Source organism: Mycolicibacterium aubagnense, assembly GCF_010730955.1.
GTDB classification, from domain to species: domain Bacteria; phylum Actinomycetota; class Actinomycetes; order Mycobacteriales; family Mycobacteriaceae; genus Mycobacterium; species Mycobacterium aubagnense.
The window spans coordinates 5,960,714-5,973,346 of the sequence record NZ_AP022577.1 but is presented as its reverse complement, the minus strand read 5'-3'; the positions used below and the strand labels follow the sequence as shown (position 1 = coordinate 5,973,346).

At 65.8% G+C, this 12,633-nt stretch carries 13 protein-coding genes; 11 read left to right on the top strand and 2 right to left on the bottom strand.

Going from position 1 to position 12,633, the window contains the following annotated elements:
- Positions 1-50: 50 nt before the first annotated feature.
- The 8 genes from G6N59_RS28650 (at position 51) to G6N59_RS28615 (ending at position 6,743) form a co-directional block, all read left to right on the top strand.
- A complete protein-coding gene (locus G6N59_RS28650; RefSeq protein ID WP_138230361.1) occupies positions 51-389 on the top strand; it encodes a hypothetical protein in 339 nt (112 codons plus the stop codon).
- A 14-nt stretch (positions 390-403) separates the two neighbouring features.
- Positions 404-772: a hypothetical protein gene (locus G6N59_RS28645; RefSeq protein WP_138230360.1), complete on the top strand. Its 369-nt coding sequence runs from the start codon at positions 404-406 to the stop codon at positions 770-772.
- A gap of 3 nt (positions 773-775) precedes the next feature.
- Positions 776-1,738 carry a C40 family peptidase gene (locus tag G6N59_RS28640; RefSeq protein ID WP_138230359.1) on the top strand — a complete coding sequence of 321 codons (963 nt, stop codon included), beginning with the start codon at positions 776-778 and terminating at the stop codon, positions 1,736-1,738.
- 99 nt (positions 1,739-1,837) lie between these two features.
- Positions 1,838-3,916 carry a hypothetical protein gene (locus G6N59_RS28635; RefSeq protein ID WP_179970251.1) on the top strand — a complete coding sequence of 693 codons (2,079 nt, stop codon included), beginning with the start codon at positions 1,838-1,840 and terminating at the stop codon, positions 3,914-3,916.
- Positions 3,913-4,095 carry a hypothetical protein gene (locus tag G6N59_RS28630; protein ID WP_138230358.1) on the top strand — a complete coding sequence of 61 codons (183 nt, stop codon included), beginning with the start codon at positions 3,913-3,915 and terminating at the stop codon, positions 4,093-4,095. The genes G6N59_RS28635 and G6N59_RS28630 overlap by 4 nt, the downstream gene beginning before the upstream one ends.
- 82 nt (positions 4,096-4,177) lie before the next feature.
- On the top strand, positions 4,178-4,483 hold the full coding sequence (locus G6N59_RS28625; protein WP_138230357.1) for a hypothetical protein: 306 nt from the start codon (positions 4,178-4,180) through the stop codon (positions 4,481-4,483).
- A gap of 368 nt (positions 4,484-4,851) precedes the next feature.
- Positions 4,852-5,457, top strand: a complete 606-nt coding sequence (locus G6N59_RS28620) for a hypothetical protein (RefSeq protein ID WP_138230356.1) — start codon at positions 4,852-4,854, stop codon at positions 5,455-5,457.
- Between the two features lie 50 nt (positions 5,458-5,507).
- A complete protein-coding gene (locus G6N59_RS28615; RefSeq protein ID WP_138230355.1) occupies positions 5,508-6,743 on the top strand; it encodes a PPE domain-containing protein in 1,236 nt (411 codons plus the stop codon).
- Positions 6,744-6,774: 31 nt separating this feature from the next.
- Here the strand turns inward: G6N59_RS28615 and G6N59_RS28610 are convergent, their stop codons facing one another.
- A complete protein-coding gene (locus G6N59_RS28610) occupies positions 6,775-8,313 on the bottom strand; it encodes a hypothetical protein (protein WP_138230354.1) in 1,539 nt (512 codons plus the stop codon).
- A gap of 81 nt (positions 8,314-8,394) precedes the next feature.
- Here G6N59_RS28610 and G6N59_RS28605 point away from each other — a divergent pair, with 81 nt between their 5' ends.
- The 3 genes from G6N59_RS28605 to G6N59_RS28595 all read left to right on the top strand — a co-directional run bounded on the left by G6N59_RS28605 (position 8,395) and on the right by G6N59_RS28595 (position 12,273).
- Complete coding sequence (locus G6N59_RS28605) at positions 8,395-8,802, top strand: hypothetical protein (protein ID WP_138230353.1); 408 nt, start codon at positions 8,395-8,397, stop codon at positions 8,800-8,802.
- Between the two features lie 545 nt (positions 8,803-9,347).
- The gene (locus G6N59_RS28600; protein WP_138230351.1) at positions 9,348-11,228 is read left to right on the top strand and encodes a hypothetical protein; all 1,881 of its coding nucleotides are present in this window, start codon (positions 9,348-9,350) and stop codon (positions 11,226-11,228) included.
- 94 nt (positions 11,229-11,322) lie between these two features.
- Complete coding sequence (locus tag G6N59_RS28595; RefSeq protein ID WP_235678704.1) at positions 11,323-12,273, top strand: lysozyme family protein; 951 nt, start codon at positions 11,323-11,325, stop codon at positions 12,271-12,273.
- On the opposite strand, the gene G6N59_RS28590 is transcribed toward G6N59_RS28595, so the two are convergent.
- Positions 12,267-12,617, bottom strand: coding sequence for a helix-turn-helix domain-containing protein (locus tag G6N59_RS28590; RefSeq protein ID WP_138230349.1), 351 nt, complete (start codon positions 12,615-12,617; stop codon positions 12,267-12,269). The genes G6N59_RS28595 and G6N59_RS28590 overlap by 7 nt on opposite strands.
- Between the last annotated feature and the right edge of the window lie 16 nt (positions 12,618-12,633).

Below are 12,633 nucleotides of genomic sequence, written 5' to 3'. Positions count from 1 at the left end.
AAATCGGGTCGGCAAAATGAACCGATCTCAGAGCAGCTGGAGGTATCAGCATGACAAGCGGTGACACCGTTGAAATCGCCGACCGCGGCACCTTCCTGTCCAAGGTCGAGGCAATCCGCACCGCTGTCACGTCCCTGCGCACCTTCGGCGACCAACTGGCACGTGTCGTGGATGAAGCAGAAAAAGAGGCTTCATCCTTCACCACCGGTGGGCCGGCGCCGGTGTACCACGACGTGCTCACCGGCCTGCGTTCCTGGAGCAACGCAGGCCGTGCGGCCACCGATGCGTTGTGCAGCATCGCCGGCAGCTGTGCGGACACGGCCAGCGACAAGTTCTCGAAGATCACCGCGACCGACGGTGCCGCAGCCAACAAGATCAAGACACTCTGAGCAAGGACCGGAACATGGCGGACAACGCGAACATCACCATCACCAGCCGAGAGGGTTTTCAGCAGACCTTGACTTCGCTGACCAGCCTCCAGGACACCCTGACCAGCAAGGTCTCCGACTCCGGAAAAGTGGCCGCCGCGGTGGCGGCCGCGGCCAGCAAGGGTGTGGTGGCTTCCGGTGGCGCGGATGGCGGCACCGCTGGGACCGCCGCTCCCGCCTATGCGGCTGTGCTTGCCGCACTCGACACTGCGGTCAACGGCGTAGGAACCCAGGTCGGAGCCGCGGGCGGTTCGGTGAAGACCGCGATATCCGACCTGAGCAAGCTGCTGCAGGGGCTGAACTCCATCGACTCCGCCGCGGCGTCAAACGTGAAAAGCGCGTAGCCGATGACATCCTCAATCAGCACCAACGACGCGGTAATCCAGGCGGGAACATCGTCGGCGTCCGGCCAGCTGAGCGCTGCTCGCATCGACGGTAAGCCGAGCGCGCCCGGAGTGGACCCCCGCCTAACGGGCGCCGTTGACGACACCACGGCCCAAACCCGCAAAGCCAGTGATAAAGCATCCGACAGCATCGACAAGACGAGCAAGGATTCCAAGGGCAAAACCGCGATCGACAAGGGAGGCGCCGACGGTCTTAATGGGATCAGCGGTGCCATGCTCGGTGCGTTGGGCGCCGGGGCATCCTCTCTGCTCGGAGCGGCCGGACAGGGCGGCGGGGGGATGCCGCAGATGCCGCAGGTCCCGGCGTCGTCGGCCGGACAGTCCAATCCGGGGGCGTTGTCCAACCCGAAAGCTGCTCAAGAGATCGCCAAGCTTCTCGGTGGGGACGGTTCAAGCGCGCTGGGTACGGGCGGCCTGACCACCGCTTCTGGCCACGGTGGCGGTTCGGGGACTGCGGGCCCCAACAGTCCCGGAAGCACGCAGTACCAGCAGCGCATCATCGATCTGGCCCGCCAGGTGGTCGCAGCCGGCATCCCGTATTCGTGGGGCTCGGGCGATCTGAACGGGCCGACGTGTTCGGGCAACACCTCGAACGCAGCAGCCAACGCCGCCGGCGACTACAACAAGACGGGGTTCGACTGCTCGGGCCTGGCTCGGTATCTGGTGTACCAGGCCTCCGGTGTGGAATTGCCCCGCGTATCCGGTGACCAGTACACCGCGGGGCATCTGGTGAGCGCCGCCGACGCGGTTGCTGGCGATCTCGCGTTCCCCACTGATCCCAATGAGCACGTTCAGGTCTATGTCGGTGACGGGAAAGTCGTGGAGGCGCAGCAGTCCGGCACCGACGTCATGTTCTCCAACGCGCGACCTGGAACCCAGTTCGTGCGCGTGGTGTCCGACGTATGACGCGCCGCACCCGGCGTCGATCCGCGCCCCAGGCCAAGATGACCGGCGCACCGCTGCGCTCTTGGCGACGCGAACAGACAGAGAGGACGGACACACCCCATGTCCCCGACTGATATTCCGCCTGTCACAACGCCGCATGCCGCCGAGATCATCGGCAACAACTACCCCACAACGTCGGAGTCCGGAACAGCTGCCTCGGTGGTGCAGCTGTTCCAGCAGGCCGCTGAATCGGTGGGCACTGGCGACACCGCTGAGGTGATGTTCGCCCTCATCGAGGCCAACGCCACGGGCCAGACCCCTACTCAGCTGCTGGAAGGTTTCAGCGAGGACAAGCGCGCAGCGTTCGACCGCGCTCTGAACCAGATCAATATGGGACAGGGCGCCTCCGTCATGGCGCAGGACATCCTGAACACTAAAGTGCAGCTCAACGGCACGGCGGTCAGTTTCGAAGCCGCCGTTCAAGAGCTGATCGCCTCGTATGCCGGATCGGGCGGTCCTGAGTCGCCGCGCAACCAGGCCGAGTTCACCAGGAAGTATCACGAGCTGCTGGACCAGGCCAAAAAGTCTGCGGATCAGCTCGGGTCCAACCACAAGTCCACGCAGGACTCGCTGGTAGCCGGTGTGCAGAAAGGCGCGACCCCGGACATTCCGTCAACGATGGCGCCTACCTCGAGTTCCAACCCGATCGTGCCGGGCATGCCCGACGGCGCGCTGGGGTCGCTGCTTCAGAACGTGGGCGGCCAGATGATGAAGCCGCCGAACTTGCCGATGCCCAACCTCGCGCAGGGGCTTGCCCCGATTACTCAGCCGGCGCAGGCCATGATCGGCGAGCTGATGAAGAAAATCCCCGGCGGGTCTGGGGTGCCGATCACTCAGGATGCATTGGCGAAACTGGCCAAGACTTCGGGTGTCGGCGAGCAGGGCGCGACACTGTCGGGGGCTCGCGCACATTCGGGTCCCGCCGGTTCGCCGTTGAACGGGGTGGGTCCGGGGCTCGGACGCACAACACTGGCCGGAGCCCACAACCCTGAAAACGCTCGAACCACGCCGGTATCTGCGGCCGAAGAGCAGCAGAACAAGGATGCCCAGGCGCGCATCGAGACGACGGCTACCACCCCCACGGCGCCGGCCAGCACGGCTGCGCCCGCCGGCAGCGCCCCTGCGACCACGCTGTCTTCGGGCCAGGCGGTCACCGGCGCGGACTCGCTGTCGTCCCCGAGCACACACACGTCCTCGGGCGACGGTGGTGGCGGTGCGGGTACGGCAACGTTGTCACCGTCGGCGGCGCCTGCGCCGGCCGTTGGTGGGTCCCCAATGCCGCCAATGATGCCGCCGATGATGGGTGGGCTCCCGCCTGGGCCGGCAGCGCGATCCGCACCCGCATCGCAGCGCAGCGGTGGGGCCGGTGCAGCTGATGCCGCGCCGATTCGTTACCAGCCGCAGGGACGTGACACCCCCGCCGAGCTGCTCGACTTCGGAGCAGACCTCAAAGGGCTCGCACACGCCACCGATATGCAGGTGGTCGCCGCGTCGATCGCCGCTGGGCTGTCAAGAATGCATGTCAAAGCAGGGCTGACCACCGAGATCGCTGTCGGGGTCAGCGCCAACACGGCGGTGTTCGTGACCAGCGATGGGCTTGGATTCTTGCCCCCGGACATGCGAGCTGCCAGCCATTTGACACCGCTCATGACCCTGGTGCCGGACAGCTTCGTCGCCCGCTGGCTGGGGTGCAGCCAGCCGTGGCGCCCGCTCCTGGAAGCCGCCGGCCTGGGGCTAGCCGGACCGTTCGACGCGGTGGTCGCCACAGACCCGGACGCCGAGGCACAAGGCGTCCTCGTCTTGGGTCCGGACGAGCTCGGCGCGGTGAACATCACCGCTGGCACGTCACCGCGGTGGAACTTCGATGCCATCGAGGCCGAAGACATCGACGAGGTGCTGCAGCTGCTTCGCTCCGCCTGGGGGCACCCTTGGAAATCGGCCGCCGATTTGGAAGAGCTGGCCAGCCAGGCCCGTTGGTCAGGTCAGATGGGGCCGGCCGGATACGCACCGCGTTGGGCGCATTACTTGCTGTCAGCCGCCATGGCGGATCTGAAGGCAGGCGATGTCGATGACGCACGGTATGCGCTGCGGTGCGCGCTGCGCATCCCGGAATCGGTGGTCGCAGGTGTTGCGCTATGACCGAGATAAACGTGTTCGTCGCCGGCGGGGTGCCGCTGGTGCGGCTGTCTGGGACCGTCACTGAACGCAACGGGGCCGAACTGGCTGCGTCGGTCATGTCGGCGATCCACTACATGACCGAGGACGCGACCGAGTACCAGCACCCGCTGAGCCTGCCGGCTCCGCGCGCATCGCAATGAGTGTGCGGTCCCCGAATCCGCGGGAACCGTTCAAGACCACCGGGCGGATCAGCCGCACCGATGACAGACAAGGAGTTGAGCAATGACTGTTGGTGTAGACAATTTCGCCGACGTTGTCGGCCAGGTCGCTGGCTTGGTGTCGGAGACCACCGGCTTCACCGCCGCCGCGGGAACCGCAACCGCCGCCGCTGCTGCGGTGTCCCCTCCCGGTAACGACCTGGATTCGGCAGCCGCGACGAGCCAGCAGGGCGTCACGACTGCCAATTTCATCGCCGCGTTGGGTGCGGGTATCGAGCAGCTCGGTGAGCGTGCTTCGGAGACCACCACCGAAAACGTGACCTTCCAGGGCCTTTCGGCCGCTGGTGGCGCTGCGGTTGCGGCGATCTAGGCACGACACATTCGCGCGGCGGTCCCCCTCCCCCCCGTTCCCGCCCGCTCGAGTGTGTCCCGCGAAGCCACCGGCTCTGTTCTTCCCCGGGACAGGGCCGGTGGCTTTTCACCTACGCGCCGCTTCATCGTGGTCCGCAACGGCGCGGTTAGCGTGCCGGCTGCATCCCCAAAAGATGGGCCATGGCAAGGAGAACAAGCGTGCGGGAAATGTGGGAGTTGCCGGGACCGAGTGCCCGTGCACGAGCACTGCAAGCGGTGCAGATTGTGGGCTTGGTATGGGCGCTGGCCGCGGTGCCTCTGACGATATGGCTGGTATTTCGGACACCGCCAGTATCACCCCCTCCGGCAACGCGGCACCTGTCTGTAATGGAGAGCGCCGCGGTCAGCATCAGTGCGCGATCACTGGCGAATTCGCAGGTCTCGCTGAGTTCGACGGTGGATTCAGCCGCCGCTCGGCTCGAGGTCAAAGAGACTGTCGATGTCGTGCGCGGAATCGCGCACGGCACAGTGCAATCGCAATCGCAGTCTGCTGAACTGCTCACCCTCAGTGACCGGGTGCTGCTGCGGGGCAGCGCGGCATTTTGGGCGACGATCGGTGTGCCCACCAACGATCCAGATTGGATCGAGGTCGGCGATCGTCTGGGCGCCATTTCTTTCCCGATCGCCCAAGCTCTCAAGGCGCTGGCTCCCGGACCGGACGCCGTTGTGGACTACCCGGCTACGGACGCGACAACGATGACGTTCCACGCCGGGGACCTGGCTGCCGAATTCGCGCCCTCAGGTCTGTCGCAACTGACCATGGGTTCGCGCTCGGCCAAAGTCTCACGCCCGTCGGCAAACGACATGGCGGCCCTGAACGCCGTGCAGGTGGACCGGATTGGCGATGTCGCGAAGCTTGTCGGCAACTCGGGCGCGCTGACTGTGGCTCCGCTGCCTCCACCTTCTCCGCCGCCACCGCCACCCAACTCCTAACCTCCCGACCCGCACCGACCCGACAACCACACAACTCGAAAGGGAATCTCATGCCGTATCACCCTTGGGGCGAATCGACCCCGGAAATCAACGCGTCGGTGATCGAGACCGGTTCGACGTCAGCCACCTGGGCCGCAGCCTCGGCTGCTTGGTTGGGTTTGGCCTCGGCCACGTTGGCAACAATGGGCATCACCGGTGGGCAGATGATGGCCTCGCTGGCGTCGATCTCGGGTGTGCGGTCGATGACCCATCAAGCTGCGACGCCACCGTTTCTGACCTGGCTAGGTTCCATGGCCGGGATTGCGTTCAAACAAGCTGCGATCTGCGCTGTGGTTGCCGAAAGTTACGGTGTCACCCGTTCGTCGATGATTCCGTCGATGCAATCGATCAACAACCGAGTCCGGGAAGCCGCAGCCGAGGCCAGCAACTTTTTCGGACAGAACACTCCGCTCATCGGGGCGCTGAATGCGGAGTACGGCGCGTACACGATGCAGAACGCGTCGATCGGTAGCACCTACGGCGAGGTGATCACGGCAGCTACGTTGCCGGTCCCAATCCCGCCTCCGCCGCCGCTGTCCAACGCGGCCAGTGCGCTGGCCGACGCTGGTGACGCGATGTCGCAGGCCGGGCAGCTGGCGTCGCAAGCTGGGGGCAACGCTTCGTCGCAGGCAGCTGCGCAGGCGTCGCAGGCAGTCGGTCAGGGTGGCAGCCAGGCCGGTGGAGTAAGCCAGATGTCGTCCTTGTTCTCCGCTCCGATGCAAGCACTTCAGAGCGCCGGCCAGGGTATGAGCAATCCGCTACAGGGAATCCAGGGGCTGCTCAGTGGACCGATGCAGGCGTTCGGTTCGGCCTCTGGTCTCGGTGGTCTGCTCAACGGCGGCTCCACGGGATCGTCGTTCGCGCCAGCGCTTGCAGGGGTCGGTGGGCTGCCTCTGGGTGGCGCCTCTCCCGTGGGTGCGGGCGTCGGCGCTGGGGGTGTGTCGATGGGTGGCGTCGGCGGTATGGGCGGACTAGGCCCGGCGCTGACTTCGAAGTCGGAGTCTTCGAGCGGATCGGCGAACCGAACGTCGGTGCTGTCGGGGATCTCAGTGGCACCGACACAGGAGAAGCTGGCGGGCGCGACCGTCAACGGAACTCCGGGCGGCATGGCGCCTCCAGCGGCGGCCGGCGCAGGTGAAGGTCAGCGCTCTCGCCGCGGCGAAACGGTGCTGGCCTCGTACACACCTGCTGGACAGGATGCAGCTGCACGGTCAGCGGAAGGCAGTGAACGCGAACTGTTCGACTAGGTGCCTACGCCCCACCGCTCCCCACCATCGGTCAAGCCGCGTTGACGTCCTGCTTCTGAGCGGCGTCGTCGACATCCTCTGGGGTTGCACTGCGCTGGGTGGCATACAGCGTCGTGTGATGCTTCGACACATCAGCGCCAAGCAGTGCCAGCCGCGTCCCAGCCGGGAGAACAACACCGTATCCCTCACGCGTATGTACAGGCACGCCGAACGTCACGCGCGCACGCAGACTCAGCCGATGCCTGGCTCCAGCGATAATTTCCTGATCAACTCGGCCGAACACGGGCGCGCCGAGCCGCATCACTCCCGTCGCCCGGACGTCACCGATCAGGGCTGTCACGTCCTGCCACTGCGGTGTGGAGAAATTGATCGTCACCTCCACCTCGCGGTCGAGTTCGGCGGCCGACACCGCTGACAGCAGAGCCATCTCGTCGCGATGAATTTCGGCGACGTACCCACATCCTTCGAGGATGGTGTCCTCGGCGAGTTCGGCTCCTGCTTCCCCTCCAGCTCGCATGAGGGGAAGCAGTGTCGACGCCATCGGATGGCGTTCACGTTCGTCGCTGCGACCCGCCGGCATCAGCGGCACCGCTGGCAGCGCGCCAGAAACGGAGACATCCTCGCCAGAGCCGAGGGCAGGAACAGGAGATTCACCGCGTGAGGCCGCCACCGCCGCAGTAACCGCCACGGTGGCGGGGCTGATCAGGAACTGCCGTAGCGGTGCCCCAATGCGCAGTGACAGATCCTCGTTGTCCTCGCCTGAAAGCTGACGGTCCATTGACGCCACCCACGCTCGCACCGGCGCCGAGCACAAGCGGAGGCAGTCCTCGACCGCGGTCACCGGCCAGCGGCCGGCCGCAGCGGTGACGGTGACCGGGGCCGCTATGCGTGCCGACCACGCTCCGGTCAAACTGTCCGGACCGGCATCGACAATCACTGGACCCGAATGACCGGCAACCATCACCGTCGACGTCGCGTGCAACCAGGGACTTCCTTCCTCGTCACGGTCGCGCTGGTCGAAGGCATGATCGGGAAGCAAAACCGTTCCCGGGGCTAGTCGGCCGCCGGCAGCCAGGATGTCGCGGGACATGACACCTGACAGCCGGGGCACCACGGGCAAGTGGTTGGCGGTCATGTCGATCTGTGCGCACACCTGCTCAAGGAACCGCACCTGCAGACGGCCCACCAGCGCCGCTGGCTCAAGCCAGTCTGTGCAGATGTTGCCGATGGCCGCTGCCAGCGCGGTTGGCCCGGTGCAATCAGCCAGCGCGAGTGCCAGGTAGTAGGCATCGCGAACCACGTGTTGATCGGTCCCAATGCGCCGGCGGTGCCGCGATGTCCGAAGGGCACCAGGAGTTGGACGGGACAGGAGAACCTGCCGCAGAGCCGCGGCGGCAGACAAGTGCAGCGTCTGCGCATCGATGCGCAGCTCACCCAGGCCTTCGAGATCCCCTGGTTCGGGGTCCACACCGTTCATCACCGCGGCTATTGCCTTCTGCGCGCCAGTGATCCGCAGCGGGTTTGGCCGCTGCGTCGCGACGTGACGAAGTCGTGCCGGTGCAAGATTCATAGCGACCACGGTAAAGGGCAGCTACTGGTGGAAATGCGCCGCACAACAACGACACGCCGTAACCGACCTAAGGTGTGCTCCATGGCGACAATTGCCGGAGCTGGGCGCGATACCCAGCTATTTATGCATACGATGGCATCTGCATTTTTCGCAGCGCAGTCATCGCATACACCCGTGCTTGACATCAGCGCTGTTCGAGAACCTTCGGCCGCGGCCCAAGAGGCAGCTGTGTCTGCACACCTCGATGCGACACTCGCCGATCTGGAGGCGGTAATTCGGTCTCGGAAGAATCCGCCTTCCGACGTTTCCGCTGCCACCCTTGGACGGCGGCTCGTCGAGCGCGGCGAAGTTTATGACGCAGTCAGCCGCACCTATACCCCTGGGCCTGGGTTCTTCACCCTCTTTGACGCACTGGTCACTGATGCGCGGGCAGAAGCCAAACAGCCAGTCCAAGCCGCCAATCTTCCAAATAGTCAGGAGAACTTGTGAGCACCCCCGACACATTCGGGGCCCCCTGGGCTCCGGCGCACGCTGACCAACCTCGCGACTGGAGCGCACCTGCACCGACCGATGAGCCCGGCGCGAGATACTTTAGCCCTGCGAACGATCCGGTCACGTCTGCGCCGGCAGCACCGCCAGCTCCCGCAGCACCGCCAGCTCCCGCAGCACCGGCAGCTCCCGCAGCACCGGCAGCACCGGCAGCACCGGCAGCACCGGCAGCACCGGCGGCGATTACGCCAGCCGCCACGGGACCAGCCGCGCCAACTACGCCCCCGCCAGCTCCAACATCGAACTTGTCACCGCGTGCCGAAAAAGCGCTAACCAACCTGGGTCTGCCACCAGATGCGTTCGCGCCCTTCAAAGCTGGAGAGCCGGTCAAGGGCATCGCAGGACTAGCCAAGGCTCAATGGGATGCCAGCCAGTCGTGGGCAGCCAAGGGCGCTTCCGTCGCAGAGAAAGCGATTCCCGGTTCCGGCCTGGCAAGCACCGCTGTGAAAGGCCTCGCCAAAGGTGGACTTCGAGCATTGCCGTTGGTGGGCAGTGTTTTTGCCGCCGGGCAGGCAATCGACGACGCCGAGCACGGAAACTACGTCGGAGCGATCCTCAACGGCATCGGTGTGATTCCCGGCCCAGTCGGGTGGATCGCGCTGGGAGCCGACCTGTTGTGGGAGCAGTTCGGTGCGGACGGTCACAGTTCCTACGGGCTGTGGGATCCGCCCAACGGCACCGACACTCACATGCTTCCGGGTGCCGCAGCACAGGCTCCGGGGGTCCGCGATGCCGACGCCAGCTTGACAGCCGTACAACAGAAGATCTTCTCGTTCGCCGACGGCCCAGCCGGGACGGTGTGGAACTCCAACCCGCCCAACACTCTTCGTCTCGACACCCCCGAGGTACAGAAGGCAGTGACCGACTGGCTGCAGGGCATCGCTGAAGTCTTCGCCCAGATCGACCACACCTTGTCCAACTCGGGTGAACCGTACATGCAGCAGTACCGGGAAAAGCTGGCCTCGCAGTTCACGGCGATGGCCAAGCTGCCTGCGGCAGCCAAGCTGATCACCGCGCAGCTGACCGCCGCATCCGATGCCGCCGACAAGCAGTACAAAGCCATGATCGACACCAACCACAAAGTGCGCCAACAGCTTGCCAACGACGGCCAGCTGTCTGACTCAGGTCCGGCCACGTCTCTGGCGAATCAGATGACGACAGGGCAGACGGCGATTGCAGCCGCATCGGACAAGCTATCGAAACTGTTCGGTGACACCGTCGCCACGCTGGCGCCGGCGGCCCGCCCAGCACCGTCGAACAAGCCAGCGACCCCGAACCCAGCTGCGCCAGCTCCGGCTGCGCCGCACACAGTGGCGCCCGCCACCCCGCCGCCTACGTCACCGGCAACGCCGGCGAAAGACGCTCCGAAAGACGACATCTCAAAGCTGCTGTCATCGCTGGGCAACAAGAGCCCGCTCGGCGGATCGCCGCTGGGCGGCAGCCCGTTCGGAGGTTCCCCCATGGGCGGATCTCCGCTCGGCGGGACACCGCTGGGCGGCACGCCGTCGGCCAAACCCTCCGAAGGCACACCTCTGGTGGACCCGAAGAAGGATGGCCCCGCCAAGCCCAAGCCCGACCTGGCTGCCTCCAAGCCCGACAACAAGGGTGCGCAGGTCGCGGCGCCGCTCGTGCCGCCGGCTCCCCCAGCGGCACCGGCTCCTGCCGCGGCGGTGCCTGGCCCCGGGGCGCCGAAGCCCGCCGCGGCGACGGCTCCGAACACCACCGTGGACGTCAAGGGACACAAGGTCACCTTCCCGGATCCGAAGACCGCCAAGATGATGGAAATCCTGGCCAAGGCCGACCCGAACCACCCGATCAGCCTGGCCGAGGCCGCGGCGAAAGCTGGTCTGAATCCGCCTGTTCCGGGCCAGGACCCGGGTCATCAGATCGCCCCGTCGGAAGCCAAGCCGGGCGATGTCCTGGTGGCCGCCGGCAAGCAGTACCTGCTCCTCGGCGACGGCAAGTTCTACGACTTGACCTCGTTCAAAGAGATCGACGCGAAGATGCTGCCGCAGGACATGGGCGATCAGGCAGGTTACTTCCGCCTGTCCGATCCCACCGCGCCGGGAGCTCCGGGGACTACCGCGGCGGTGAGTGGGCCGACAACAGGCGCGGTTCCGTTCTCCGTTCCGGGTGCCGATGGGTCTGCACCAGCGGTTCCGGCACCTCCCGTTCCCGCACCGCCTGCCCCAGCGGCGCACGCTGCCCCCGCTGGGCCGCAGTCGGTTCCGCAATCAGGCAACCCGGGCGTCCCGGCGGCGGGCACCGGCGGTGGGCCGGCCAACGTCGCGGCCACCGACACCGGTCTTCGCGCTCCGGCCCCCTCCGCTACGGCGCCGAAGCTCGATCCGAGCGCGGTGAAGTGATGCGTGCCGACAGCACAGCTGGGAAGGACCAACCGCGGTGACTGGGTCTATTAACAACGACTTCGGCGCGGTCATCGACGGTACCGGCAGGGCCATGGACGGCATGCCCGCTCGCACCGACGGAAAATCCACAGCACCGGGCGTCGATCCCCGCCTGACCAGTGCGGTCGAAGACACCAGTGCCCAAGGTCGAGCAGGACGTGACAAAGTTCGTGCGGCTGGTGACAAGACAGGCCAGTACACCAAGGATCTGGCTGATCTCCAGGACCGGGGCGGGCGCGACGTCAAAGGCATCGGCGGCGAGGGAAAGTCGTCGATGCCCTCGATGCCGACTGTCCCACAATCAGGGCAAAGTCAGGCCGCGCCTGCTCCCGCGCCAGCGGCGGCTGCACCCGCACCAATGCCGGCGCCGCCTATGCCATCGACACCGCCGTCCGGACTGAGCACCATCGACCCGCAGCTGCTGCAGGCGCTGGTCGATGCGTCGAAAGAGCGCGCCGAACAAGACGCCGCGAACGGGATTTATCCGCAGGTTCCCGGGGACCCGGCGTCGGCGTCCTCGGCGACCACGCCTCAGCGTCCGCAGCCTCTGGATGTCTCGCAGGTGTCGCTGGATAAATACCCCGGCGGGCAGATGACTCCGCAACAAACGGCGGCAGTCATCGACCAGGCCCTGACGATTAACGGCGTCCCCAACGACCCAACGCTACGCGCCCAGTGGCAGGCGCTGTATCAGCACATGGCTGAGGGGGAATCTTCACGCAATCCGAACGCTGCCAACAACTCTGATTCCAACGCCACGGGCATGATCGTGTCCGACGGCGCCCACGCGAACAGCAGCCGCGGCGCCTGGCAATGCATCCCGACGACGTTCGCGGCCTACCACATGGCAGGAACCAGCAACTCGATCTACGACCCCGTAGCCAGTGCTGCGGCTTCGATGAACTACGTGATGAACACCTATCACGTCTCCCCCGACGGGTCGGGGCTCGAAGCGTTCGCCCAGCGTCGAGGGGTTGGAACCGCGGGTTACACCGGCTACTGATCCACCGCAGGTCGCATGACGCGACTACTGGTGGTGCTCGGAACGAACTCACGCGGTGATACACCGAAAACCCCGGCCAGTTCCGTGATGACGTCGATGGTGGGCACCGCTGTGCCGTTGAAGTACCGGTACACCTGCGTCTTCGATATCGGCAGGTTCGGGGCCCGCTCTTTGAGCAGCCGGTGAACCTGCAAGGCGCTCAGACGACGCTCGCGGCCGTCTTCGGTCCGAATCCGCCGGCCATGGGTGAGTTCACGGATCTTCTGGACGAAGTGCACGACGGCGGGATGATTCAGGCACTCCTGCGGAGTGTCCTCGGCAAAGACAAGTTCGTACCCGACCATCGGTTCCCTCTTTTCA

What these genes read in the sequence shown, in the direction of transcription:
- G6N59_RS28595 (WP_235678704.1), top strand. Translation starts at nt 11,323, where the DNA reads ATGGACGGCATGCCCGCTCGCACCGACGGAAAATCCACAGCACCGGGC.
- G6N59_RS28610 (WP_138230354.1), bottom strand. Translation starts at nt 8,313, where the DNA reads ATGAATCTTGCACCGGCACGACTTCGTCACGTCGCGACGCAGCGGCCA.
- G6N59_RS28635 (WP_179970251.1), top strand. Translation starts at nt 1,838, where the DNA reads ATGTCCCCGACTGATATTCCGCCTGTCACAACGCCGCATGCCGCCGAG.
- G6N59_RS28650 (WP_138230361.1), top strand. Translation starts at nt 51, where the DNA reads ATGACAAGCGGTGACACCGTTGAAATCGCCGACCGCGGCACCTTCCTG.
- G6N59_RS28620 (WP_138230356.1), top strand. Translation starts at nt 4,852, where the DNA reads ATGGAGAGCGCCGCGGTCAGCATCAGTGCGCGATCACTGGCGAATTCG.
- G6N59_RS28615 (WP_138230355.1), top strand. Translation starts at nt 5,508, where the DNA reads ATGCCGTATCACCCTTGGGGCGAATCGACCCCGGAAATCAACGCGTCG.
- G6N59_RS28605 (WP_138230353.1), top strand. Translation starts at nt 8,395, where the DNA reads ATGGCGACAATTGCCGGAGCTGGGCGCGATACCCAGCTATTTATGCAT.
- G6N59_RS28590 (WP_138230349.1), bottom strand. Translation starts at nt 12,617, where the DNA reads ATGGTCGGGTACGAACTTGTCTTTGCCGAGGACACTCCGCAGGAGTGC.
- G6N59_RS28625 (WP_138230357.1), top strand. Translation starts at nt 4,178, where the DNA reads ATGACTGTTGGTGTAGACAATTTCGCCGACGTTGTCGGCCAGGTCGCT.
- G6N59_RS28640 (WP_138230359.1), top strand. Translation starts at nt 776, where the DNA reads ATGACATCCTCAATCAGCACCAACGACGCGGTAATCCAGGCGGGAACA.
- G6N59_RS28630 (WP_138230358.1), top strand. Translation starts at nt 3,913, where the DNA reads ATGACCGAGATAAACGTGTTCGTCGCCGGCGGGGTGCCGCTGGTGCGG.
- G6N59_RS28645 (WP_138230360.1), top strand. Translation starts at nt 404, where the DNA reads ATGGCGGACAACGCGAACATCACCATCACCAGCCGAGAGGGTTTTCAG.